The sequence below is a fragment of the Exiguobacterium sp. s63 genome, from assembly GCF_018617335.1.
Taxonomy (GTDB): Bacteria; Bacillota; Bacilli; order Exiguobacteriales; family Exiguobacteriaceae; genus Exiguobacterium.
Map to the genome: position 1 here is coordinate 465,367 of NZ_JACSKB010000002.1, position 25,398 is coordinate 490,764.

The following is a 25,398-nucleotide window of genomic DNA, read 5'->3' on the forward strand; positions in this document are numbered from 1 at the left end:
ATGAAAGTGATTTAAAAAGGAGAGGCATATGGCGTATTCAAGAAGCAAAGAAAAAACATGGGGGGCACGATTCCGTTCCATTCCCAAACATCGTAAAATCGCCTTCGGTCTCGTCTTGACCATCATCCCAGCGCTCTTTTTCGTGAATTTATTTGTATTCAGTCATTTGTTAGCGCTAGGAGACCAGTATGAAGACCGATATCAAATGAAAAAGTTACGACTCGAAACCCATCATGGGAACGTTGAATTTGTGCGAAGTCCAAATGAAAAAGTTCAAATTGAAGTGATGCAGACGAACTCGAAAGAACGTCGAATCAAAGTCAAATCGGTCGGAGATACCATCTATATCGTCGAGCGTTATGGATGGTTCAGCTATTTCGGTAGCCGAGCAAGCGACGAACCATCGCGATACAAAATCCGTGTCTCGTTGCCTAGCTCGATGACATCGATTCATCTCGATGCAGAACAAGTGACCGGGCAAGGATTAAACGCGAAGACCATTGTCATGAACGTCAATGCCGTCAACTTGAAGCAAATCGATAGTGACCGCCTACGAATCGAGTCAAAAAGTGACACGACGATTGAATCGGCGAGACTCGTGACCGGGGATATTCGTTCTTATCGTCATGCGACGGTGAGTGATGTCGTCGTCAATCAAGCGATGACAATTCAAACAGAAGCCGGAACGCTTAGCTACACGCCGAAACATGCGACCGGTCAAGTGAACGTGACCACCGCAGGTAAAGTTTCGAGTAGTGATCGCTACGAAGAAGTTGAACCAGGGGTGTATCAGTTGTCGACATCGAATCGACCGATTGTTGAACTGATTTCTGAAACAGGAAAGGTCGAACTGAAATGAATGAAAAACGATACATCCCGAAAGTCGGGTTACGTACGTTAAAAACAGGGATTGCCGTCACGATTACCGTCGCGATTTCATGGTACATTTTTGGGATTTACTCGGGAATGGGCGCTATTGCAGCTGTCGTGGCGATGCAACCGACTGTTAAGCGTTCTTCAAAAATCGTCTTCAGTCGTATATTCGGAACGGTCGTCGGTCTCATGTGTGGACTTTTCATCGTCTATTTGTTCGGTGTCAATCCGCTCTCGATTGGGTTGGCCGTCATCGTCTCGCTTACACTTAACACGACGTTCGATAAGACCCACATGTCGACGTATGCGGCGTTTGCCATCGTTATGATGCTCGAAAGTCCCACTTCGGATTTCTTCCATTATGCGTGGACCCGTTCGTTATTGACGGCGGTCGGTGTGTTCGTCTCACTCGGTGTCAATTACGCGTTCATGCCTCCTCGTTATGAGGACCGGTTGTTGAACGAGGTACGAAAGACTTCTTCTTATCTGTTTCATCATTGGCGAGAACTCGTCGGTTCTCCGGCAGAACTGTTAGATACGCGAGCTCGCATTCTTGGCCATCAAGAGCTTCATATGATGCTCCAAGAGGATATGAAAGTGACGAACGTCAAATTGAAGTATATGACAATCAAGCAGTATCGCTTATTGATTCATTTAGAAGACAAGCTTGTCCTTTTGTTAGAGAGTTTGGCTGAACATAAAGAAGCGTTCCTATTGATGAGCGAGGAAGAGCGTCAAGCGTTCGAATCTGAGTTTCTGTATTTATTAGCGCACCATCACGATATTCTGTATACATGTGACAAACCCTATTCACTTTTCAAACTACCGCACGAAGATTTATCCGTTTCAGAAATTTTACACGGGCATTTGCTCGACTATCATGAACAGCTCGAAGCGTTTAAACATGATCCCACATCATAAACATGAAAACCCGCCATGAACCATGGCGGGTTTTCATTTATCACTGTTTCAAAGACTTCATCAATTGCTCATCTGGAGTCACGTAGACGGTCTGTTGATCCGTATAGATGACGAACCCTGGTTTCGCACCGCTCGGTTTTTTCACGAAGCGAGCACGCGTGTAATCAACAGGGACGCCACTCGACGCACGTGCTTTCGAGTAGTAGGCTGCGACTGATGCGGCTTCGACTAGTGTCGTCTCATCCGGTTCCGTCGAACGAATGATGACGTGAGAACCTGGGATGTCTTTGACGTGTAACCAAATCTCGTCACGACGCGCAAATTTGAATGTGAGGTGGTCGTTTTGTGTATTATTCTTCCCGACAAAGAATTCTGTGCCCGTTGAAGAGGTGTATGCTTCGAGTGAAATCTTCGGGTTCGCTTTTTTCTTTTGACGCTTTTGACGGATGTATCCTTCTTCTGCGAGTTCTTCCCGAATCTCGAGCAGATCCGACGGTGATGCGACGTCGAGTTGCGCGATGAGTGTTTCTAGGTACGCAATCTCCGCATCGTTCAGTTCAAGCTGTTTCTTTACTTCGACTTTCGCGACTTTCAGTTTGTTGTATTTTTTATAGTATTGCTGAGCGTTCTCATTCGGTGTTTTGAGCGGGTCGAGTGGAATGGAGATGGTCGCACCGTTCTCGTCATAATAATCGACGACTTCGGCGACCCGCATCCCTTTTTCGAGTTGGAACAAATATGTCGTCAACAACTCTCCGTATTTTTGTAACTCATCCGCCCGTTCCGTCGCTTTCAAGTCATCTAAAAGACGGCGTCGCTTCAGCAGATTTTTTTCAAGCTCTGATTTTAATAGTCGTTCGACATCGTGTGCTTGTTGTCTGACACGGTCTCGGTTCGCTTTTTCATAGTAGAAACGGTCGAGGACTTCTTGACTCGACTTATACATTTCTTCAGTTTCGATGTCCCCGGCTGTCAACGCAATCGGAGCGAACCGTTCTTTACCATTCGCAAGTTGTTGGAATACATAAGGACCTTCGAGTTGACGAAGGACGTTTTCGAACGCCTGTTGAACGGAATCGCGGTTAGGCATCTTTGCAAGATGTACGACTTCCTGTGCGATTTGTGGACTGACGCCGGCGAACGTGGAGACAATCTGTTTATCGAGCTTGCCGGCATTCCAGTCGATGCGTTTCAACCCTTCCGTCAAATCAGATAACGGATCGAATTTATGTTGTTCCGGCGGAAGGAGATAGTCACTCCCCGGCATGATGGTTCGATACGTGTTTTGTGAAGGTGGGAGATGCTTGATTGCATCTAAAATCTTGCCTTCCTCCGTCGTCAAGACGACGTTCGAGTGGCGTCCCATCAATTCGATGTATACTTTCTTCGACTCTTCATCGCCGAGCTCGTTCCGAGAACGAACGGAAATGACGATGACACGGTCCCGGCCAATTTGTTCGATTGCCGTGATGAAGCCACCTTCCACATGTTTACGGAGCATCATGCAAAACATCGGTGGTTCTTGCGGGTTTTTAATCGGTGTATCCGTCAACTGAAGACGGGCATACATCGCGTTTGCTGATATCAAGAGTTGCGCGTTTTGACGATTCGAACGAACTTGAATCATCAAATCGAGCGAATACGGTTGATGTACCTTGTTGATTCGCCCTCCGACGAGCGATTGTAATTCTTGTACGACACGATATGTCATTAATCCATCATAAGCCAATGATCTCATCACCTTTGTTCATTTTCTGTCTCTACGTTATCAGAAAAACAGAAAATATGGTACGATGGAGTAGGAAATCCGAACTTCTTCTTGCCGGGACAATTGATTGACTGCTATTATAATTAAATGTGATGTTAGAAGATGGAGGGCTTGCAGTGAATTTTAAAGAACGAGGATTATTAATCGTTTTGTCTGGACCGAGCGGTGTCGGAAAAGGAACCGTTTGCCGTGCTCTTCGCGAAGAAGAGGACAATAACCTTCAATATTCGGTGTCGGCGACGACGCGAAAGCCACGTGAAGGGGAAGTTGAAGGAGTGCATTACTTCTTCAAATCAAGAGAAGAGTTCGAACGGATGATCGAACAAAAAGAACTGCTTGAACATGCCGAGTTTGTCGGTAACTATTACGGGACGCCTGTAGAGTGGGTGCGTGAAACGCTCGAAAGCGGTCAAGATGTCATTCTTGAAATCGAGGTGCAAGGAGCGTTCCAAGTAAAAGAACTTCTTCCAGAAGCCGTCTTTTTATTCTTGGCACCACCAAGCCTTCAAGAACTTCGCAATCGTCTGATCGGACGAGGCACGGAGTCAGAAGAAGTTATTAAACAACGCCTTCTCGTCGCGCGTGAAGAAATCGAATTGATGGACGCTTACGACTATGTCGTCACGAACGACGAGGTTGACAAAGCCATCGATCGGATTAAAGCGATCGTGACAGCTGAGCATTGTAAACGTGAACGTGTTGCGTCACTCTATAAAAAAGCCATGATGGAGGTCATTTAATGTTATACCCTTCGATTGATGCCTTACAACGTACTATCCCGTCAAAATACACGATCGTAACGGTCGCTGCGAAACGGGCGCGTCAGATTCAAGATGGAAAAGCACCGAAAGTCGCCGAGCCAAAATCATATAAGCCGGTCGGTCAAGCGTTAGAAGAACTATTTTCGGGTGATACGACAATCATCGTGAACGAAAAAAACAACGGATGAAGTGTGACCCAAGTCGTTTGCGACTTGGGTCTCATTGTCTATAAGGGGGAGTTTGGGAATGGTGAAGGATCGTACTATTTTGTTATGCGTGAGTGGTGGAATTGCCGCCTACAAGGCGTGTGCCCTCACATCGAAATTGGTTCAAGCCGGAGCGAATGTTCGCGTCGCGATGACGAAGTCGGCAGAACAATTCGTGGGTCAGGCGACCTTCCAGGCGCTCAGTCGAAACCCGGTCTACACGGACGTGTTTGAAGAGCATGACCCGACAAAAATCGCACATATTGATGTCGTCGACTCGAGTGACTTGATTGTCGTCGCTCCTGCAACTGCGAACACGATCGCAAAATTAGCGAACGGGATTGCAGACGACTTCATCACGACGGCCATACTTGCTGCAAAGTGCCCAGTCATCGTCTCACCGGCCATGAACGTGAACATGCTCGAACATCCTGCCACGCAGCGGAATATTGAGACATTAAAGTCATACGGTTATCAGTTGATTGAACCGGGTGTCGGCAACTTGGCTTGTGGATGGATTGGTGGGGGACGTCTACCAGAACCGGAAGACTTAGTACGCATCATTGAAAGCCAGTTCGTCCCGAAACTGTATCTTGGAAAAGACGTGTTGATTACGGCTGGACCGACGGTGGAACGTATTGACCCCGTCCGTTACTTATCAAATGACTCTTCTGGAAAAATGGGCGTCGCACTAGCAGAAGTGGCACGTGACATGGGTGCCCGTGTCACGCTTGTCCATGGCCCGCTCCAAGTTCCGGTCCCAGATGGCGTGACAGCGGTTCCTGTCAAGTCAAGTGAAGAGATGCTGCGCGAAGTGACGAGCCGCTTTGAGGCTTCAGACCTCGTCGTGAAGTCGGCGGCAGTCGCGGATTATCGTCCGAAAACAGTTCATGCAGAGAAGCATAAGAAAGTGCATGGGCCACTCACAATCGAACTTGAAGAAACGACAGACATTTTAAAATCACTCGGTGAGAAGAAGACCCATCAAGTGTTGGTCGGTTTTGCAGCTGAAACGGAGAGACTCGAGGAGCATGCAGCTGCGAAGTTGAAACGAAAGAACGTCGATTTTCTCGTCGCGAACGATGTGTCATCAAGTGACGTCGGATTTGGAGCAGACGACAATGAGGTCGTCTTGTTCCGTGCGGACGGGACGACACTTAGTCTACCAAAGCAATCGAAGAAGGCGTTGGCGTTCGAACTGCTCACACAATTTAAGGAAGCGGTCCGATGATTGCACATGTACACGTTGATGCACCGGTAATTACGATTGATCGTCCATTTGATTACGAAGTGCCGGAACAGTTCGAGTCGTTGATTGAACCCGGAATGCGCGTCTCTGTCCCGTTCGGTTCACGACGTCTGCTCGGAATCGTCGTCGGCACGTCGGACGGGACGAGGGATGGATTGAAGCCGCTCGAAGCCTTATTAGATGAAGAATCTTCTCTTACGGATGAGTTACTTGACTTGTCCATTCATGTGAAAGAGACGACGTTATGCTTTCGTTCATCCGCCCTGCTTGCGATGCTACCAGCAGCGCTCAAGGTCAGTTATGATAAAGAAATTAAAGAGGGGCATGTCCCTGACGGGGTTCGTTTAGGGACGCATTTATCGGAATATCCGAAAGACGTCCAATCGGTCATTCTTGAACTCGCTAAAAAAGGGGAACTGACCCTCTCACCTGTCCTGAAAGAAAAGAAGACATTTAAAACAGATATCGTTGTTGAACTGCTTGATGCAACCGTCGTTTCGAAGCGTGCCAAAAAACAACTCGAAGCGATTCAACAGCTAGAAGAGACGCCACGCATGTATTGGTCGGCACTCCGTCAAATTGGTCTCACTCGCCCTCAACTTCAAAAGCTTGAAGACATCGGAGCGGTGCGACTGACCAAAGTGGAATTGAATCGTGACCCGTACGCGACAATCGAACAGGTCGAGGAATCCGTTCAATTGAACGACAGTCAGGCAAGTGCAGTCTTGGCCATTCACGAGGCAGATGCCGGTGAGACGTTGCTCGTTCATGGCGTGACGGGGAGCGGGAAGACCGAGGTCTATTTAGAATCAATCGGACAAGTCATCGATGAAGGGAAACAAGCCATCTTACTTGTCCCTGAGATCAGTTTGACGCCGATGATGGTCAAGCGCTTCAAGCGTCGTTTCGGCGATCGGGTCGCCGTGTTGCATAGCGCCTTGTCTAAAGGTGAAAAGTACGATGAGTGGCGTAAGATTAAACGGAATGAAGTCGACGTTGTCGTCGGTGCCCGTTCTGCTATCTTTGCCCCGCTCGACCGACTCGGTCTGATCATCTTAGATGAAGAGCATGAGACGACGTATAAGCAAGAGGAGAACCCGCGCTATCATGCGCGCGATGTCGCTATTTGGCGGGCTCGCTATCATGGATGTCCTGTTGTATTGGGCAGTGCCACTCCGTCGCTCGAATCGTATGCCCGGGCACAGAAAGGCGTCTATCGCTATCTGCATTTGAAAGAACGATACGGTGGCGAGATGCCACCCGTTCATATCATTGATATGCGCCGTGAATTGGCCAAAGGCAATACGACGATGTTCTCAGAGGAATTGTTCCAAGGCATTCTCGACCGGATCAAGAAAAAAGAGCAATGCGTCATTTTATTGAACCGTCGTGGGTTCACGACGTTCGTCATGTGCCGGGACTGCGGTGAAGGCATGACATGTCCGCATTGTGCCGTCAATTTGACATATCATCAGTATGGAGATCGGTTGAAGTGCCACTATTGTGGTTACGAGGTCGGTATGCCGTCGACGTGTCCATCCTGTAATAGCAAGAAAATCAAACAGTTCGGATCAGGTACCCAGAAAATCGAAACGGAACTGTTGAACCGAATTCCGGAGGCTCGCATCATTCGAATGGATCAGGACACGACGTCACGGAAAGGGTCGCATGAACAGTTGTTGCGCCGTTTCGAAGAAGGGGAGGCCGACATCTTACTTGGTACGCAGATGATCGCCAAAGGACTCGATTTCCCGAACGTCACACTTGTCGGGGTGCTCGCAGCCGATGCGACGCTCGGCATGCCTGATTTTCGGGCGACAGAACGGACCTTCCAACTCGTCACCCAGGTAGCAGGAAGAGCAGGGCGCGGAAAACTTCCGGGTGAGGCGTTCGTTCAAACGTATAACCCGGACCATTATGTGATCGAGACGGCGAGTGAACATGATTATGAGACGTTCTTTGCCAAAGAGATGGGACTCAGACAAGTCGGAAACCATCCACCGTATTGGTTTTTGACGCTGGTCACGTTCTCTGCGGAAAACCCGCTCGTCGCCAAGGCTGAGGCAGAACTGTTCGCATCTGACTTTTTACACGCACAAGTGGAAAATAGCCGTTTGAACGGACCGATGCCGGCACCGTTATCAAAATTAAAGAACGCTTATCGTTATCAAGTGTTCATTAAAACGAAACAACCTGAATCGCTTTATGCAGAGCTAGCACGATTACAACAAGCGAGAGCGAAAGCAATCAGTAAGAAAGAATATCAAATGAGTATCGATGTGAACCCATACGTATTCATGTGAGGTGGAGAGAAATGTATAAAGTAGTAGAAGTACCAAATGACATTTTACGCGTAACATGCGAACCGGTGACGAAATTTGATAAAAAATTACGTCAAACGGTCGACCGTTTGTTTGATACGATGTATGAGTATGACGGAGTCGGCGTCGCGGCACCGCAAGTCAATTTGAATCAACGACTCGCAGTCGTCCATACCGACGACGAGACGGGACCACTCGTCTTGATTAACCCGGAAATCATTGAAGCATCAGGTCGAGAAGTTGGACTAGAGGGATGCTTAAGCATTCCAGGTGAATTTGGATTTGTCGAACGTCATGAGTCAATCGTTGTGAAAAACCAAGACTTGAAAGGACGCACCCATACGATTCAAGCGAGCGGTTTTTTCGCCCGTGCGATTCAACATGAAATGGATCATTTGGATGGCGTCTTGTTCACAGACAAGATCGCTGTTCCAAACCCTGGAAAAGACAAGCGGATTGTTTTCATGGGAACACCGACATTTGCCGTATCGGTACTTGAGCGACTGCTTGAAGAAGGATACAATGTCGTAGGTGTCGTATCACAACCGGATAAACCGGTCGGGCGTAAACGTGAACTCAAGCCGACACCGGTGAAAGAGTGTGCGCTTCGTCACGGTATTCCCGTGTTGCAGCCTGAAAAAGTTCGAACAGACTATGCAGACATTTTAGAGTTGAAGCCCGATTTGATTGTGACAGCAGCGTACGGTCAAATCGTACCGCCTGCTTTACTTGAGGCACCGCCTCACGGAGCCATCAATGTCCATGCTTCCCTTCTTCCGAAATATCGTGGAGGTGCCCCGATCCATCAAGCCATCATCGATGGAGAATCGGAGACAGGGGTAACCATCATGTATATGGTCGACAAATTAGATGCAGGTGACATGATTGCCAATACGATCGTTCCGATTGAAGAAACGGATACGGTCGGGTCATTGTTTGATAAGCTGGCTGTAGCTGGAAGTGATTTGCTCATTCGAACGCTTCCCGCGTTTTTAGAAGGGTGGATTGAGGCAGTGCCTCAAGACGAGCGTGATGTGACGTTTGCTCCGAATATCAGCCGTGAGCGTGAACAGATTGATTGGACAATGGATGGCGAGTCTATCTACAACCATATTCGAGGAATGAATCCGTTCCCGACGGCCTATTCAACGCTTGAGGGCGAACGTGTGAAATTGTTTATGGGTGAGAAGACGACAGGTACGGGACAGCCGGGAGAAGTCATTCGCCTTGAAGATGACGGATTTGTCGTGGCGACCGGAAACGATGTTGCCATCAAGGTCACCGATTTACAGCCCGCAGGCAAGAAACGGATGGATGGTGCAACCTTTATGCGTGGCGCAGGACAAAAGCTACGCAGTGGCGACCGATTAGGAGGAACTCATGAACGTACGTGAAGCAGCGCTTGATACGCTGATGAAAATTGAACAAGGCGGCGCGTATTCGACGATTGCCGTCAATGACACATTGAAACAAAAAAAAGTTGCCCCAAAAGATGTCGGTCTCTATACCGAACTCGTATATGGGACGCTTAGCCGAAAAGGAACGCTCGATTATATATTGAAAGACCGAATCCGTTCTCCGAAGAAGCTCGACAAATTTGTCCTTCCACTTCTTCGGATGAGCGTTTACCAACTCTTCTATTTAGATAAAGTACCTGACCGGGCCGTCTTACATGAAGCCGTCGAAATCGCGAAGAAACGAGGGCATCACCTCGGGACGAGCAAATTCGTAAACGGCGTGTTACGCAATGTGCTTCGGGAAGGGTTTCCGGACTTTAGTAGCTTGACTGATGCAGAACGAATCGCCATTGAGCACAGTCATCCGGAATGGCTCGTATCAGATTGGATTGAGTTATATGGCGTTGAAACGGCAGAAGCGATTTGTCAATTGAACAATGAGCCTGCCCCTGTCACGATTCGAGTCAACCGGAAGCGCATTTCAGTGGACGAGATGATGAACCGATTGGCTGATGCTGGTGTGTTGACGTCACGTTCGGAACTGTCGGCAGATGGACTCGTCGTGGAATCAGGGAACATCCATTCGACCACGTTCATCGAGGAAGGTCTCCTATCCATTCAGGATGAGAGTTCCATGATCGTCGCGGATGCGCTTGGCGTGTCAAAAGACGATGTTATTTTGGATGCATGTGCTGCGCCAGGTGGCAAGGCGATGCATACGGCTGAACGGATGGAAGGTGGATCGCTCACCGCTCTTGACTTACATCCTCACAAGGCAAAATTAATCGACCAACAAGCCAAACGTCTACACATCAATGGAGTGACCGCACTTGCCCTTGATGCTCGTTTAGCAGGTGAACGGTTTGAAAAAGAAAGCTTTGACCGAATCCTTTTAGATGTCCCTTGTTCTGGCCTTGGCGTCATTCGCCGAAAACCAGATATTAAGTGGACGAAGGATAAAACCCAGCTTGAAAACCTACCAAACATCCAAAGACAAATCATCGATGCCGTATTGCCACTGCTCAAGCCAGGTGGTACGCTAGTTTACTCGACATGTACGATCGACCCGTCTGAAAATGAGACCCAGGCTGACTACATTTTGTCGAAAGGACTGGTCTGGGACAACACGCTCACGGGGCGTCTCCCACAATCTGTTCGTCCGAACATGACACCGGACCGTGCTGAATTAAAACTATTACCGACGACATTCGGAACCGACGGCTTCTATATCGCCGCATTTAAGAAAGAGGTATAAAACATGAATCCAAAAGCAGTAGAAAAAAATCCGCTCTTAGGCGCAAAACCGTCACTTTATTCGTTGACGTTCCCAGAACTCGAAGCATGGGTGATGGAAGCAGGAGAAAAGGCATTCCGTGCGAAACAATTATATGATTGGATGTACGTCAAACGGGTTACATCATTTGACGACATGACGAACGTTCCGAAAGCCCTCCGTGACAAATTAGAAGCATCGTTCCAATTGACGACGCTAAAAGAATTGGTCAAGCAAGAGTCACAAGACGGTACCATCAAATTCTTGTTCGAACTTCAAGATGGCTATTCGATTGAGACGGTTCTCATGCGTCATGAATACGGGAACTCGATTTGTGTCACAACACAGGTTGGGTGTCGGATCGGATGTACGTTCTGCGCCTCAACACTCGGTGGCTTGAAACGGAACTTAGAGGCTGGAGAAATCACGGCTCAAGTTCTTGACGTACAACGCGCATTAGATGCCACAGGCGAACGTGTCGACTCAATTGTCGTCATGGGGATTGGTGAGCCGTTCGACAACTATGATGAGTTGATGCGTTTCTTGCGCACCGTCAACCATGACAACGGACTCAACATCGGAGCACGACATATCACGGTATCAACGAGTGGGATTGTTCCGAAGATTTACAAGTTTGCTGATGAAGGGATGCGAATCAACTTCGCCATTTCACTTCACGCACCAACGACTGAATTGCGCACCAAGCTCATGCCGATCAACCGTGCCTTTGACTTGGACAAATTGATGGACGCAGTCCGTTATTACACGGAGAAGAGCGGTCGCCGGATTACGTTTGAATATGGACTCTTCGGTGGTGTCAACGATACGGAAGAATATGCTCATCTGTTGGCAGATCTTTTAAAAGGAATCAAATGTCACGTCAACTTGATTCCCGTCAACCATGTACTCGAACGTGACTATGTACGGACACCGCGTGCTCAAATCTTTGCCTTCGAAAAAGTGCTCAAAGACCGCAACGTGAACGTGACGATTCGTCGCGAACAAGGATCGGATATCGATGCCGCTTGTGGACAGCTTCGGGCGAAGGAGCGCGAACAAGAAACGAGGTAATCAGAAAGATGGAATTAGCATTTCGAACAGATCGTGGACAAGTACGCACACAAAATGAAGATGCAGTTTTAATCTTAGGCGATGCCTTATCAGGAATCGCACTCGTTGCAGACGGCATGGGTGGACATGCAGCGGGAGAGGTCGCGAGTCAAATCGTGATTGAAGAGTTTCGGCGGGCCTTCCCGTCTCTCCCGTCGACTCCTGTCGAGATTGAGCGATGGTTCCGCCATCACATTGATTTGGCGAACAATCAAGTGTTGCAATTTGCGAAACAGTCAAACCTTGTCATGATGGGAACGACTGTGGCCGCTATTTGTTGGCACGGTGAAACAGTCATCATCGTTCATATTGGAGATAGTCGCGTGTATGCACTTCAATCCAATGAATTAAAGCGTCTTACAGAAGACCATTCTTATGTGAACGTGCTCAAACAGCTCGGTGAACTCACAGAAGAAGAGATGCGGATTCATCCAAAACGAAATGTCATTACCCGGGCAATCGGTTCAAGTGAACAAGTCGAACCAGACATACAAGTGCTCGCTGACCCAGAGTTTGATGTGATTTTAATTTGTACAGATGGATTGACGACACATATGACCGATGGGGCAATTCAACATGTGTTACAACAAGCTGTATCTGCAGAACAAAAAGCGGAACAGCTCATTGCGGAAGCCAATCAATTGGGAGGGAGCGACAATATTACAGTCGCCCTCGTTCAATTCACAGATAGAAAGAGAGGATGAATCCGATGCGAAGCGGAGAACGAATCAACGATCGTTATCGGATCGAACAACAAATCGGCAGCGGAGGCATGGCTAATGTCTACCGGGCTCATGACGAGATCTTAAACCGAACCGTCGCCATCAAGGTGTTGCGATCTGAATTCTCACATAACGAACAATTTATACGCCGGTTCGAGCGTGAAGCCCATGCGGCTACAAGTCTGAACCATCCCAATATCGTCGCCATCTATGACGTCGGTGATGAAGAGGATTTGTACTACATCGTCATGGAGTATGTCGATGGTGTAACGTTAAAACAATATTTGCAAGAGGAATACATATCTGTCGACGAGGCATTACGCATTGTGGGACAGATTTGTGATGCAATTGATCATGCCCACGCAAACCGGATCATTCATCGTGATATCAAACCACAAAACATGATGATCGATCAACAAGGTAACGTGAAAGTGACCGATTTTGGAATCGCTGTGGCGATGTCGAATGCGACGTTGACGCATACGATGTCGGTGCTCGGTTCTGTGCACTACTTCTCACCCGAGCAGGCACGTGGGAAATTCGCCGATGAAAAGTCAGATATCTACTCGCTCGGTGCCGTTTTGTACGAATTGTTGACAGGTCGCGTTCCTTTTGTTGGAGAGACGCCTGTTGCAGTGGCACTGCAACATCTGCAGGACGATCCGATTCGACCAATTGACTTGAACCCAAATATTCCACAAGCGCTCGAAAACTGTGTCATGCAAGCGTTAGCGAAATCACCTGGTGCCCGTCACGTATCTGTCGCTGCCTTTAAAAAAGATTGTATGACCTCACTTAGCCGTGAACGGGCAAATGAGCCGAAACGTCTTCCGGCGAGCCAAGAAGAGTTTGATCATACACTCGTCATGGCACCGGTCATTCCTGATGAAAAAACGGAAGCACCTGTGCAAACTTCTCAGACTTCTGCTTCGAACGAGCAGGAAAAAGAAAAACCACCGGTCAAGAAGAAACGAAAATGGTGGATTTGGATTTTACTCGTTATGTTGCTAATTGGAGGGAGTATTACGGCTTACGTAGTCGCGGATGAAATGTCGCGTGCCGTTGTACCCGATGTCGTCGGAATGAGTATCGGCGATGCCACATCAGAACTCGAAGACTCAGGATTTGTCGTCGAAGTGACAGAACGGGCGAGTGATGACGTAGAAGAAGGTGAAGTCATTTCACAAAACCCGCAAGAAGGGCGTAAACCGAAACGAGGCACGACGGTGACCATCGTTGTTTCGGCCGGGAAAGAAACCGTCGAAATGCCGAATGTGGAGGGACTGTCCCAATCAGCAGCTGAACGTATGCTAAAAGATTTAGCGTTCAGTGACCTTGAAATCAAAACAGAAGCTTCGGAAACGGTCGACAGCGGAGATGTGATTTCGCAATCGCTCGACCCGGGCGAGGAAGTCGTTCCTTCTGAAGTGACGGTCACGCTTGTCGTCTCGACAGGAAGCAACAAGGTAGAACTATCAAATCTGGCAGGGTATACGTTCGATGAAGCGTCCATCTATGCCGAGCAAAATAAATTGAAGATTGTGAGACGTGACGAATTTTCGACGAGTGTTCCTAAAGGTCAAATCATTCGTCAACTTCCGACTGCCGGTACAGCAGTCGACCCGGGTACTGAACTGACGGTCATCGTATCGGAAGGGGTCGAACCGACCGATGTCTCGATTGAACGAGAAGTGAGTGTCGAGGTCGAACAGCCGGAAAAAAACAAGAAGCCGAAAGCGGTCGAAGTTGTGATTCGTACGGTCGATGCACGAGGAGAAATCGAAGTGTTACGTGATAAAATCACGGAAACGACAACGTATTCTTACACGCTCGTCATTGCTCCAGACGAAGTCGGGACAGCAACGATTGAAGTGGATGGTGATGTTGTCCGAACGGATTCCGTCACATATGCGCAAGCCAAAGAGGCACAATAAAGAGGTGACGGTGCCGTCACCTCTTTTTTAAGGGAGGAACTCAGAGTGAAAGGAACAATCATTCGTTTACAAGGCGGATTTTATGATGTGATGACCGAGTCGGGTCAAGAGATTCGGTGTCGGGCAAGAGGAAACTTCCGTAAACGTAACATCTCACCTGTCGTCGGGGATGACGTGGTGATTCAAGATCAAGAGGATGGAACGGGCTATATTTTAGAAGTAGAAGAGCGTCAAAACCACCTTGTCCGTCCGCCGATTGCGAACATCGATCAGGCGTTTCTACTCTTTTCCGTGAAAGAACCGGCCTTCTCTTACCATTTGCTTGACCGGTTCCTCGTGTTAATCGAGTCGAAACAAATTCATCCGATCATCGTGTTAACCAAGATGGACTTATTGACGGATAGCGAAGCAGAAGGAATTCAAGAAGCGATTGCCCGTTATCGCACCATCGGGTATGACGTGATTGAGACATCGACGGAGCAGGCGCATGGGGTCGAAGAAGTCAGGAAGCTCTTTAAAGGAAACACAAGCGTTTTTGCCGGGCAGACAGGCGTCGGGAAAAGTTCGTTACTCAATGCGGTTGCTCCAGAGCTCGAGTTGGCGACAGGGGCCATCTCCAAGTCGCTCGGGCGAGGGAAACATACGACACGTCATGTGACGTTGATTCAATTAGCCGACGGGCTTGTTGCAGATACACCGGGATTTTCGAGTCTCGAGTTCCCGCAAGAACTCGAGTCAGATGAGCTCAGATGGTGTTTCCCGGAGTTTGTGGAACGACATGACGATTGTAAGTTCCGAGGATGTGTCCACATCAATGAACCGGGGTGTGCTATCAAGCAAGCCGTGGAAGATGGCGAAATTGCTTCAACACGCTATGAGAATTATGTTACCTTTATGGAAGAGTTAAACGATCGAAAACGGAGGTATTGACAGATGATTAAAATCGCACCATCAATTTTAGCGGCAGACTTTGCCAATTTAGAGGCGGAAGTGAAAGCTGTTCAAGAAGCAGGAGCGGACTACATTCATTTTGACGTGATGGACGGTCAGTTCGTGCCGAACATCTCGATTGGGCTACCGGTCCTCGCAAGCTTACGTAAAAAATCAGACATGGTTCTCGATGTGCATTTGATGATTGATCAACCGGAGCGCTATGTCGAAGATTTCGTCAAGGCGGGTGCGGATATCGTCACGGTGCACGTGGAAGCGACGAACCATTTACATCGCGTTTTGCAACAAATTAAAGCCGCGGGAGCGAAGTGTGGCGTCGTCTTGAATCCGCATACTCCGTTGTCTACGATTGAACATGTCCTCGAAGACGTCGATATGGTGTTGCTCATGACCGTCAACCCAGGGTTCGGGGGACAAGCGTTCATTGAATCCGTCGTGCCGAAAATTTCAGCGCTCAACCAGATTCGTCAAGACCGTCAGCTCGATTTTGAAATTGAAATCGATGGTGGGGTCAACGAAGAGACGGCGAAGCTTTGTATCGATGCGGGTGCTGACGTACTCGTTGCTGGATCTGCGATTTACAATCAACCGGATTATAAAGCAGCCATTGATAGCATTCGTGGCGCATCTCGTGTATAATCAACGATAGAACAACAAGATAGAGTCGCAAGGGGTGTCACATGATGTGGCTGAGAGGCATTACGCTAACCCTTTGAACCTGTTCCGTTCACACGGACGTAGGGATGTGGCGAAAATGCACGTTGCGAATCGAAGCAGCATGGCGTTTACGTCATGCTGCTTTTTGTCGTTCACACAATAAAGGAGGAAGAAAGATGAAATCACGTTTCAAATTACAAGCACTTATCGAAATTTCATTGTTCGCGGCGCTTGGACTAATCTTTGATTTACTCATCCCATACCGTTTGCCACAAGGAGGGTCAATCAGTTTAGCGATGCTCCCGATCTTTGTGATGGCATTCCGTCACGGACTGAAAGGTGGACTTGCGACAGGAGCGCTCGTCGGGACGCTTCAACTCTTGTTTGGCGCCTATATTTTCACACCCGTACAGTTCCTACTTGATTATACGGTCGCGTATGGACTTGTCGGTGTGGCCGGCGTCTTTGCCGGACGTGTGAAACAGGCTGCTACTCAAGGGGCGACGAAGACGCTCGCAACCTATTTAGTGCTTGGCGCATTGATTGGGTCGGCATTGCGATATGCGGCTCATGTCATCTCAGGAATCGTCTTTTTCGCTGAGTATGCGGAAGGGCCGGTCGTGGCGTATTCACTCGGCTATAACGCGACGTATATGGTTCCGTCGTTTGTCATCTCAGCCATCGTATTAGTATTACTCTTCACGACAGCTCCACGCTTCACGCGTGTGGCGACACGGGACATTCGTCAATGAACGTCTTGATTGTCGCGGCGAGTCCGGAACCTATTCCGGACTTACCGCGTGATGCCGATTTAGTCATTGGAGTGGATGGTGGGTATCAAAAGCTGTTAGATGAAAAAATCGATGCGGACGTCGTAGTGGGCGATTTTGACTCGTACAAAGGACTACTGCCCGAGGAGGCGCTACGTTTTCCGTCGGAGAAAGATGTGACGGATCTTGAGATTGCGCTTCAGTTGGCGATCGATCGGGGGGCGACACGGATGGATGTGTACGGTGCGCTCGGGGGACGGATTGACATGACGTTCGCAAACGTTGGTCTACTCGAATCGTATCCAGGGATGATTCTCCATGGGAAGGGAAACATGATTTTTCTCGCTCGACCGGGTGATTCTGGGATTCCGAAACAAGAGGGACATTATCTGTCCTTCATGCCTTGGAAGACGGCCACGATTTCGATTAAAGGTGTCAAATATCCACTCGATCATCATGAGGTCAAGAGCGGAGAAGCATTGACCGTTTCGAATGAGTGGGTCGAAGCATCTGCCCGGTTGACGGTTCATGAGGGAATGGTACTTGTCATGATTGTCAAAAAATAAACAAAAAAATCCCATCGGCGAATGCCGCTGGGATTTATTCGTTCGTGTATAAGTATTATACGCGTTCAACGAGACCTGATTTAAGTGCGCGAGCTGAAACCCAAACGCGTTTCGGTTTACCGTCAACGAGAATACGAACTTTTTGTACGTTTACACCCCAAGTACGTTTTGTCTTGTTGAGTGCGTGCGAACGGTTGTTACCTGATTTAGGTGATTTACCTGTTACGTAGCATTTACGTGCCATGCGTTTCCCCTCCTTTTTTATGTGGGTTCGTCCTAATAGACACTCGTTTATATTAGCACGGCTTTTTTCCCGATGCAACTAGAAAATCATACCATGACAAGAAAAAAACTTGACATTACTCTCAAGGATTTGAATAATGAATGAGGTTATCGCGTTAATTGACCGAGATTCTGGAGCAGGTTCTTTTAATAACTAGGTACTTATTGTAGAATGTACATTAGGAATCATTCCGAATAAAGGAGGCTACTCCATATGGCAATTGAAATGAAGACAACATATGGCAATATTGACATCACAAGTGACGTTATCGCGACACTCGCAGGTGGTGCGGCGATGGAATGCTTCGGTGTGGTCGGCATGGCTTCACAAGCACAACTGAAAGACGGCATTGCTGAATTGTTAAAACGTGAAAATTACGCACGAGGTGTCGTCGTACGTCAAGATGAAGAAGACGTACATATCGACATGCACATTATCGTAAGCTACGGGACGAAAGTATCTGAAGTCGCATACAACGTGCAAAGTCGAGTGAAGTATACGCTCGGAGAAACTTTAGGATTAAACGTTTCGTCGGTAAATATATTCGTTCAAGGCGTTCGTCTGACGAATGACTGACGAAAACGGAGGAGGATTTGGTGTGGGTTTAAAACGATTAGATGGATTGGCGCTCTCAAACATGATCGCGAACGGAGCGGCCAACTTGAGCCAAAACGCAGATTATGTGGATTCGCTTAACGTCTTCCCGGTTCCAGACGGAGATACGGGGACGAACATGAACTTGACGATGACGTCGGGTGCGAAAGAAGTAGCGGCCATGAACTCATCAGATATCGCGGAGGTATCATCAAAGTTTGCTCGTGGACTCCTGATGGGGGCACGTGGAAACTCGGGCGTTATTTTAAGCCAGTTGTTCCGCGGGTTCGGGAAAGCTGTTGAAGGAAAAGCAGAACTGACAACAGTTGATTTTGCAGAAGCGCTCAAGCGCGGTGTCGACACGGCATACAAGGCGGTTATGAAACCGGTTGAAGGAACGATTTTGACGGTTGCTCGTGAAGCGGCCGACGAAGCGCTTCTTGCGTCAGAGTCGACAAGTGATTTCACTGAATTTATGGAACGTGTCATCGTCGAAGCGAAAGCATCGTTAGACCGTACACCGGACTTATTGCCGGTATTAAAAGAAGTCGGCGTCGTCGACTCGGGTGGTCAAGGGCTTCTCGTCATTTATGAAGGATTCCTCGCAAGTCTTGAAGGAAAAGAACTCGAAAAACCACATACACCGGTCATGGACGCCTTGATCGAAGCAGAACACCACGCGCATGCGGCGCAAGGATTCATGTCAACAGAGGACATCGAATTCGGTTACTGTACAGAGATCATGGTCCGTTTCCAAGAGGACAAGTTGAAAGATGCACCGTTCAACGAAGACGCATTCCGCAATGAGTTATCTGAACTCGGGGATTCTCTCCTTGTCGTTGCGGATGAAGAACTCTTAAAAGTTCACGTTCACGTCGAGACACCTGGTGAAGTCATCACGAAAGGTCAACGTTTCGGTGAGCTCGTTGCAGTCAAGATCGAGAACATGCGTCAACAACATTCAACGATTCTCGAAGAAGAACAAGGTGCCAACCAACACGGTGTTCAACAAGCAGAGAAGCCAAAAGCACCATTTGCCATCGTGACGGTCGCAATGGGTGAAGGTGTCAGCGAATTGTTCCGTTCACTTGGGGCGGCACACGTCATCGAAGGTGGACAGACGATGAACCCATCGACAGAAGATATCGTCAAGGCGATTGAGTCGGCACATGCGGAACACGTCTTCATCTTCCCGAACAACTCCAACATCATCATGGCGGCTGAACAAGCGGCATCTGTCGCACCGTGCGGCGTTTCGGTCATTCCGACGAAGACGGTCCCACAAGGACTCGCGGCAGCTATCGCATTCAACCCTGAAGCGGATGTCGAGATGAACGAACAAGCGATGAATGCGGCTGCGTCAGCTGTGAAGTCTGGACAAGTCACATACGCTGTTCGTGATACGAGCATCGATGGTGTTGAAATCAAAAAAGATGAACATATGGCGATCGCAGAGAAGAAAATCGTTTCTTCCTCTCCGTCTAGTCTTGAAGCGGCTAAACGATTAGTTGATGCGCTCATCGACGCAGACGACGAGATCGTCACGATCCTAACAGGAGAAGGTTCTTCTGAATCAGACGTCGAGGCGTTGACGTCTTATATCGAATCAGTAAATGATGAGATTGAAATTGAAGTTCACGACGGCAAACAACCGCTTTACTCTTATATTTTTAGTGTGGAATAAGCTGTTTCGAATCCCTACCTTCTGTATAATGAAGGTAGGGATTTTTGAAAGGGGGAAAATTTGATGAAATATCGGAGTGTGTTTGACATCATTGGTCCGGTCATGGTCGGACCGTCGAGTTCGCATACAGCAGGTGCTGCTCGCATCGGCTTGATGGCTGGGAAGTTATTCGGAAGAACGCCGCGTACGGCGCACATCACATTTTACGGGTCGTTTGCTGACACGTATCGGGGTCACGGGACGGATGTGGCCATCGTCGGTGGAATCATGGGATTCGATACGTTCGATTTGAGAATCCCGCAGGCGTTAGACATCGCCCGTGAAAAAGGGATCGAGGTCATCTTTGAGACGAGTGACCTGTTGACGGATCATCCGAATACGGCCCGCGTGTTACTAAAAGATGAATTGGGCACATTTGAAATTGTCGGAATCTCGATCGGTGGGGGAACGATTGAAATCACGGAATTGAACGGATTCCCGTTGAAACTGACAGGTGGGGGACCTGCGCTCGTCGTCTTACACCATGACCGATTCGGGGCGATCGCGGCAGTAACGGGTGTGTTGGCGAATCACCAATTAAACATTGGTCATATGGAAGTGAGTCGTCACGAAAAAGGGATGCAGGCGTTGATGGCGATTGAGATTGATGAAACCATTCCTGCGGAAGTGCTCGCTGAGTTGGAACGATTGCCGCAAATCGAACGGATTGCTATTTTTGGGGAATAAGGAGAATGTGAGATGTTTAAATCAGTAGAAGAGTTAGTGACGATTGCAACAGAACGAAACATCCCGATTTCTGAAGTCATGATTGAGCAAGAGATGCATGTCAGACGTTCGAGTCGAGAGGACATCATCGGGATGATGGACCGTAACCTCGAGGTCATGGAAGAGGCGGTCGAACGGGCACTTCAAGGGGTGACATCGGTGACGGGATTGACGGGGAACGATGCCGTACTCATGCAAGATTACATTCGTTCGGGCAAGTCGCTCGCAGGGGATCTCATTTTAGATGCCGTGTCGAAAGCGATCGGGACGAACGAAGTGAACGCGGCGATGGGACGAATTTGTGCGACACCGACTGCGGGGAGCGCCGGGGTCGTACCAGGAACGTTGTTTGCGGTGAAAGATCGTCTGGAAATGGACCGCGACGCGATGATTCGTTATTTGTTCACGTCAGGAGCATTCGGATTCGTCGTAGCGAACAACGCCTCGATTTCAGGAGCGGCCGGCGGATGCCAAGCCGAGGTCGGTTCGGCGACTGGAATGGCAGCCGCGGCCATCGTTGAAGCGGCCGGTGGGACACCGGACCAATCGGCGACAGCCTTTGCGATTGCCCTTAAAAATATGCTTGGTCTCGTCTGCGATCCTGTGGCGGGGCTCGTCGAAGTGCCGTGCGTTAAGCGGAACGCCATGGGTGGTGCCAATGCCATTGTCGCAGCTGACATGGCGCTCGCGGGGATTACCTCACGTATTCCTTGTGACGAGGTCATCTCAGCGATGCACGAAGTCGGTCAGATGATGCCGACCGCGTTGAAAGAGACGGCCAAAGGTGGTCTTGCGAATACGCCGACGGCTCGTCGCCTCGAACGAAATATATTTGGAGCGAAAGAAGATGCAAAACAATGACCGATTGACGACGCTGAAAGGGGTCGGGCCAGAGATGGCCAAAAAATTAGAAGTGATGGGACTTGTTCGAATCGAGGACGTGCTGGAGCACGTCCCGTTTCGTTATGAGAATTATAATAGTGGGACGGTAACGACAGCCGTTCATGGTGACCTAGTTAAATGGAGTGGGACGGTTCAAGCTGAACCACTCGTTCGTTATTACAGTAAAGGGAAAAATCGACTACAGTTCCGTTTATTATTAGAAGAACGGTATGCCGTACAAGTGACGATGTTCAATCGGGCGTTCTATAAAGAAAAGTTAGTTATCGGTGAGACAGTGACGGTCAAAGGGAAGTGGGACATGAACCGGATGACGATTAGCGCAACCGACCTCGAATTCGGTGCCCCCTCTGGTGGTCTCCAACCAATCTACTCTCTACGAGCAGGACTGACACAAAAGAACTTTAGTCGAATCGTAAAACTAGCGTTTGAACAAGTGAATGATCTCCCTGAACAGGTGCCACAGGCCATTCGCGACCGATATCGGTTAGTTGACCGAATGGCGATGCTTCGTGGGATGCATTTACCGGATACGGTAGAGACGTATAAGCAGGCAAGACGAAGTTACGTCTATGAAGAATGTTTACTGTATCAATTGAAACTACAAGCGTTTCGAAAAATGGAGCGGTCAGGAAACGGTCGGGCCCTTCAACTCGATAAACAACAGTTGAATGAATTTGTGAAACGACTCGCATTTCCGTTGACTGGAGCGCAGACACGGGTCATCCGTGAAATCGTGTCGGATCTTGAAAAACCGGAGCGGATGAACCGATTGTTACAAGGGGATGTCGGGAGCGGGAAGACCGTCGTTGCCGCGATTGCCTTGTATGCGACCGTCATGGCCGGGTATCAGGGTGCACTGATGGTTCCGACAGAGATTCTTGCAGAACAACATGCCACCTCATTACAAGAATTATTTGAACCATTTGGCATCAAGATCGCCCTTTTGACGAGCTCGGTGAAAGGAAAGGTGCGGGAGGCGTTACTCTCAGCGATTCAATCAGGTGACGTCGACATCATCGTCGGGACGCACGCGCTCATCCAAGGACCGGTCGAGTTTTCCAATCTCCATTTAGCGATTACAGACGAACAGCACCGTTTTGGTGTTGAACAGCGGAAGAAGCTACGAGACAAGGCGGAGTTTGCCGACGTCCTATATATGACGGCGACCCCGATTCCGAGAACGCTCGCCATCAGTGCCTTCGGTGAGATGGATGTTTCGACCATCGATGAGATGCCAAAAGGTCGAAAACCGATTGAGACGTATTGGGCTAAGCATGACCAAATCGACCGTGTCCATTCGATGGTCGATCGCGAACTAACGCTTGGTCGACAAGCGTATGTCATCGCACCGCTCATCGAGGAATCGGATACGCTTGAAGTGGAGAGTGCGACGGCGTTGTATGAACTGTTGAAAGAACGCTTCTCGAATTATAGCGTTGGTCTGATGCACGGGAAGTTGTCGAGCGCAGAAAAGGACGACGTGATGAAGTCATTTGCGGATAACACGACGCAAATCCTTGTTTCGACGACAGTCGTCGAAGTCGGGGTGAACGTCCCGAACGCTTCGCTCATCATCATTCATGATGCCGAACGCTTCGGACTTGCTCAATTACACCAGTTGCGCGGGCGGGTCGGTCGTGGTGCCCATCAATCATTTTGTATCCTTGTCGGAGACCCGAAATCGGATGTCGGGAAAGTCCGTTTGAAGACGATGACGGAAACGAACGATGGCTTTGTTTTAGCCGAGAAAGATTTAGAGTTACGTGGTGCTGGAGATTTCTTCGGTACCGCGCAAAGTGGTTTGCCGAGTTTTCGGGTAGCTGATCCGGTTCTCGATTTAAAAGTGATGGAAGTGGCGAGACAAGATGCTGTAGCGCTTCTCGGGAGTGAGGCTTTTTGGCATGATGCCCAGTATGACGTTTTACGAAACTATTTGAAACAACTCGACCTTCTCGTCGGGGAAAGGTTAGAATAATACTTGAAAATGACGACTAAAGAATATATACTGCTATTAGTACCAGGTATTAAGTTCTTTAGTAACTTAGTTTAGGAGGGAACTGAATGCGGGTACCTAAGAAAGAGCGGCAACGCTTGTTACAGGAAACGATTGAACACAACCCGTTCATCAAAGACGAAGAACTGTCAAAACAGTTTTCCGTCAGCATCCAAACAATTCGACTTGACCGAATGGAATTAAAAATTCCAGAAGTGCGGGAACGAATCAAACATGTGGCTTCCGAACATCTCGATGAAGTCAAATCGCTTTCAATGAGCGAGGTCATCGGTGATATGATTGACTTGAAACTAGATGACTCTGCCATCTCTGTACTCGACATAGAAAAAGAACACGTCTTTAGCCGCAATGAGATCGCCCGTGGACATGTATTGTTCGCGCAAGCCAACTCGTTAGCGGTGGCGCTCATCAACGATGAATTGGCGTTGACCACTAAAGCGGATATTCGCTTCAGTCGCCAGGTCCATCTTGGAGAGCGAGTCGTTGCCAAGGCTCGTGTGCTGAAACTACGTGGGGACGGGAGAACAGACGTCACAGTCGAAAGTTACGTCGGCGAGGAGTGCGTCTTTGACGGCGACTTCACGATTTACCGACGTAGTGAGGAGGAACAAGCATGAAGTTAGCAATTGATGCAATGGGTGGCGACCACGCACCGAAGGCGATTGTAGAAGGGGTCAAGCGATTCATCGAGCAATTTCCGAATGAATCGATGGAACTCTTTTTAGTCGGTGACGAGGTGAAGATTGCCTCGTATGGTCTTGACGATCCTCGTGTGACGGTCATTCCAGCCAGTGAAATCATCACGGGTGAGGATGAACCGGTTCGTGCGGTACGCCGTAAGAAAGACAGTTCACTCGTCAAAGCAGCCCAACTCGTTAAAGAAGGAAAAGCGGATGCCCTCGTGTCTGCTGGGAATACCGGCGCACTGATGGCGGCATCACTTTTCATCATCGGACGAATCCCGGGAATTGAGCGTCCGGCACTATCTCCGACGTTCCCTACATATACAGGGAGTGGAGTCGTCGTACTGGATGTCGGAGCGAATCCGGATGCGAAAGCCGAACATCTTGTGGATTATGCCATCATGGGCTCACTATATGCCGAACACGTCCGAGGCATCAAAACACCTCGAGTCGCCCTTCTCAATATCGGAACGGAAGCCGGAAAAGGAAATGCACTCACGAAAGAGGCATTCCCCCTCCTTGAAGCGGCTCCTGTCCACTTTGTCGGGAATGTCGAAGCGCGTGAAGCGATGTCAGGAGACGTAGACGTCATCGTGACCGAAGGGTTTGCCGGAAATATCCTGTTAAAAGGTGTAGAGGGCTCCTCGGCGATGCTCATGAAGATGATGAAAGAACAGTTCACGAGTAATCTTGTATCAAAACTCGCCGCTCTCATCTTAAAACCGAAGTTAAGACGACTGAAAGAAACGCTTGATTATCGTGAACATGGGGGAGCCGGATTATTTGGGATCAATGCGCCAGTCATTAAAGCGCATGGGTCAAGCGACGCACTTGCCATCGCGAGTGCGTTGAAGCAGGCAAAAATCATGGTAGACCACGATGTCGTGGAGAAAATCAAGCGTGCTAAAGCGATAGATTAAGCGAAAGCAGGTG

24 protein-coding genes and 1 riboswitch are annotated in these 25,398 nt (G+C 48.8%); of the genes, 22 read left to right on the forward strand and 2 right to left on the reverse strand.

All coding sequences use genetic code 11. The annotated features are described in order from the left end of the window. Positions 1 to 28 precede the first annotated feature (28 nt). A complete protein-coding gene (locus tag KNO90_RS09185) occupies positions 29 to 859 on the forward strand; it encodes a DUF4097 family beta strand repeat-containing protein (RefSeq protein ID WP_214740022.1) in 831 nt (276 codons plus the stop codon). Beyond that, positions 856 to 1,794, forward strand: a complete 939-nt coding sequence (locus tag KNO90_RS09190; protein WP_214740024.1) for an FUSC family protein — start codon at positions 856 to 858, stop codon at positions 1,792 to 1,794. The genes KNO90_RS09185 and KNO90_RS09190 overlap by 4 nt, the downstream gene beginning before the upstream one ends. Positions 1,795 to 1,834: 40 nt before the next feature. Here the strand turns inward: KNO90_RS09190 and KNO90_RS09195 are convergent, their stop codons facing one another. Beyond that, positions 1,835 to 3,523, reverse strand: a complete 1,689-nt coding sequence (locus tag KNO90_RS09195) for an Rqc2 family fibronectin-binding protein (protein ID WP_214740026.1) — start codon at positions 3,521 to 3,523, stop codon at positions 1,835 to 1,837. 131 nt (positions 3,524 to 3,654) lie between these two features. On the opposite strand from KNO90_RS09195, the gene gmk reads away from it, so the two are divergent. The 13 genes from gmk (at position 3,655) to KNO90_RS09260 (ending at position 17,539) form a co-directional block, all read left to right on the forward strand. Continuing rightward, positions 3,655 to 4,302 carry a guanylate kinase gene (gene gmk / locus KNO90_RS09200; protein WP_031421596.1) on the forward strand — a complete coding sequence of 216 codons (648 nt, stop codon included), beginning with the start codon at positions 3,655 to 3,657 and terminating at the stop codon, positions 4,300 to 4,302. Beyond that, the gene (gene rpoZ, locus KNO90_RS09205) at positions 4,302 to 4,511 is read left to right on the forward strand and encodes a DNA-directed RNA polymerase subunit omega (protein ID WP_015881337.1); all 210 of its coding nucleotides are present in this window, start codon (positions 4,302 to 4,304) and stop codon (positions 4,509 to 4,511) included. Before gmk ends, rpoZ begins: the two co-directional genes overlap by 1 nt. Positions 4,512 to 4,569: 58 nt before the next feature. After that, complete coding sequence (gene coaBC, locus KNO90_RS09210) at positions 4,570 to 5,760, forward strand: bifunctional phosphopantothenoylcysteine decarboxylase/phosphopantothenate--cysteine ligase CoaBC (RefSeq protein WP_214740028.1); 1,191 nt, start codon at positions 4,570 to 4,572, stop codon at positions 5,758 to 5,760. Further along, positions 5,757 to 8,081, forward strand: coding sequence for a primosomal protein N' (gene priA, locus KNO90_RS09215; protein WP_215113485.1), 2,325 nt, complete (start codon positions 5,757 to 5,759; stop codon positions 8,079 to 8,081). Before coaBC ends, priA begins: the two co-directional genes overlap by 4 nt. 11 nt (positions 8,082 to 8,092) lie before the next feature. Continuing rightward, positions 8,093 to 9,493 carry a methionyl-tRNA formyltransferase gene (fmt, locus tag KNO90_RS09220; protein WP_214740031.1) on the forward strand — a complete coding sequence of 467 codons (1,401 nt, stop codon included), beginning with the start codon at positions 8,093 to 8,095 and terminating at the stop codon, positions 9,491 to 9,493. Further along, complete coding sequence (gene rsmB / locus KNO90_RS09225) at positions 9,480 to 10,811, forward strand: 16S rRNA (cytosine(967)-C(5))-methyltransferase RsmB (protein WP_215113486.1); 1,332 nt, start codon at positions 9,480 to 9,482, stop codon at positions 10,809 to 10,811. Before fmt ends, rsmB begins: the two co-directional genes overlap by 14 nt. 3 nt (positions 10,812 to 10,814) lie before the next feature. After that, on the forward strand, positions 10,815 to 11,900 hold the full coding sequence (gene rlmN, locus KNO90_RS09230) for a dual-specificity RNA methyltransferase RlmN (RefSeq protein ID WP_214740035.1): 1,086 nt from the start codon (positions 10,815 to 10,817) through the stop codon (positions 11,898 to 11,900). Between the two features lie 8 nt (positions 11,901 to 11,908). Then, complete coding sequence (locus KNO90_RS09235; RefSeq protein WP_214740037.1) at positions 11,909 to 12,643, forward strand: Stp1/IreP family PP2C-type Ser/Thr phosphatase; 735 nt, start codon at positions 11,909 to 11,911, stop codon at positions 12,641 to 12,643. 5 nt (positions 12,644 to 12,648) lie between these two features. Further along, the gene (gene pknB, locus KNO90_RS09240) at positions 12,649 to 14,595 is read left to right on the forward strand and encodes a Stk1 family PASTA domain-containing Ser/Thr kinase (protein ID WP_214742360.1); all 1,947 of its coding nucleotides are present in this window, start codon (positions 12,649 to 12,651) and stop codon (positions 14,593 to 14,595) included. 45 nt (positions 14,596 to 14,640) lie between these two features. Beyond that, on the forward strand, positions 14,641 to 15,525 hold the full coding sequence (rsgA, locus tag KNO90_RS09245; RefSeq protein ID WP_214740039.1) for a ribosome small subunit-dependent GTPase A: 885 nt from the start codon (positions 14,641 to 14,643) through the stop codon (positions 15,523 to 15,525). Between the two features lie 3 nt (positions 15,526 to 15,528). Then, positions 15,529 to 16,185, forward strand: coding sequence for a ribulose-phosphate 3-epimerase (gene rpe, locus KNO90_RS09250; protein ID WP_214740041.1), 657 nt, complete (start codon positions 15,529 to 15,531; stop codon positions 16,183 to 16,185). A gap of 20 nt (positions 16,186 to 16,205) precedes the next feature. Further along, a riboswitch (TPP riboswitch) is annotated at positions 16,206 to 16,307 on the forward strand. A 72-nt stretch (positions 16,308 to 16,379) separates the two neighbouring features. Continuing rightward, a complete protein-coding gene (thiT, locus tag KNO90_RS09255) occupies positions 16,380 to 16,955 on the forward strand; it encodes an energy-coupled thiamine transporter ThiT (RefSeq protein ID WP_214740043.1) in 576 nt (191 codons plus the stop codon). Next, complete coding sequence (locus KNO90_RS09260; RefSeq protein ID WP_214740045.1) at positions 16,952 to 17,539, forward strand: thiamine diphosphokinase; 588 nt, start codon at positions 16,952 to 16,954, stop codon at positions 17,537 to 17,539. The genes thiT and KNO90_RS09260 overlap by 4 nt, the downstream gene beginning before the upstream one ends. A 55-nt stretch (positions 17,540 to 17,594) precedes the next feature. Here KNO90_RS09260 and rpmB read toward each other — a convergent pair whose 3' ends face one another. After that, positions 17,595 to 17,783, reverse strand: a complete 189-nt coding sequence (gene rpmB, locus KNO90_RS09265) for a 50S ribosomal protein L28 (RefSeq protein ID WP_015881349.1) — start codon at positions 17,781 to 17,783, stop codon at positions 17,595 to 17,597. A gap of 252 nt (positions 17,784 to 18,035) precedes the next feature. Here rpmB and KNO90_RS09270 point away from each other — a divergent pair, with 252 nt between their 5' ends. The 7 genes from KNO90_RS09270 to plsX all read left to right on the forward strand — a co-directional run bounded on the left by KNO90_RS09270 (position 18,036) and on the right by plsX (position 25,385). Continuing rightward, positions 18,036 to 18,398 (forward strand): Asp23/Gls24 family envelope stress response protein, encoded by a 363-nt coding sequence (locus KNO90_RS09270; protein WP_214740047.1) that lies wholly within the window; start codon positions 18,036 to 18,038, stop codon positions 18,396 to 18,398. A gap of 22 nt (positions 18,399 to 18,420) precedes the next feature. Then, complete coding sequence (locus tag KNO90_RS09275; protein WP_214740049.1) at positions 18,421 to 20,100, forward strand: DAK2 domain-containing protein; 1,680 nt, start codon at positions 18,421 to 18,423, stop codon at positions 20,098 to 20,100. Positions 20,101 to 20,163: 63 nt separating this feature from the next. Continuing rightward, positions 20,164 to 20,826 carry an L-serine ammonia-lyase, iron-sulfur-dependent subunit beta gene (gene sdaAB, locus KNO90_RS09280; protein ID WP_214740051.1) on the forward strand — a complete coding sequence of 221 codons (663 nt, stop codon included), beginning with the start codon at positions 20,164 to 20,166 and terminating at the stop codon, positions 20,824 to 20,826. 12 nt (positions 20,827 to 20,838) lie between these two features. Beyond that, positions 20,839 to 21,726 carry an L-serine ammonia-lyase, iron-sulfur-dependent, subunit alpha gene (gene sdaAA, locus KNO90_RS09285; RefSeq protein ID WP_214740053.1) on the forward strand — a complete coding sequence of 296 codons (888 nt, stop codon included), beginning with the start codon at positions 20,839 to 20,841 and terminating at the stop codon, positions 21,724 to 21,726. Next, the gene (gene recG, locus KNO90_RS09290) at positions 21,713 to 23,743 is read left to right on the forward strand and encodes an ATP-dependent DNA helicase RecG (RefSeq protein ID WP_214740054.1); all 2,031 of its coding nucleotides are present in this window, start codon (positions 21,713 to 21,715) and stop codon (positions 23,741 to 23,743) included. Before sdaAA ends, recG begins: the two co-directional genes overlap by 14 nt. An 86-nt stretch (positions 23,744 to 23,829) precedes the next feature. After that, positions 23,830 to 24,399, forward strand: coding sequence for a transcription factor FapR (gene fapR / locus KNO90_RS09295; protein WP_214740055.1), 570 nt, complete (start codon positions 23,830 to 23,832; stop codon positions 24,397 to 24,399). Further along, complete coding sequence (gene plsX, locus KNO90_RS09300) at positions 24,396 to 25,385, forward strand: phosphate acyltransferase PlsX (protein WP_214740056.1); 990 nt, start codon at positions 24,396 to 24,398, stop codon at positions 25,383 to 25,385. Before fapR ends, plsX begins: the two co-directional genes overlap by 4 nt. Positions 25,386 to 25,398: the final 13 nt, after the last annotated feature.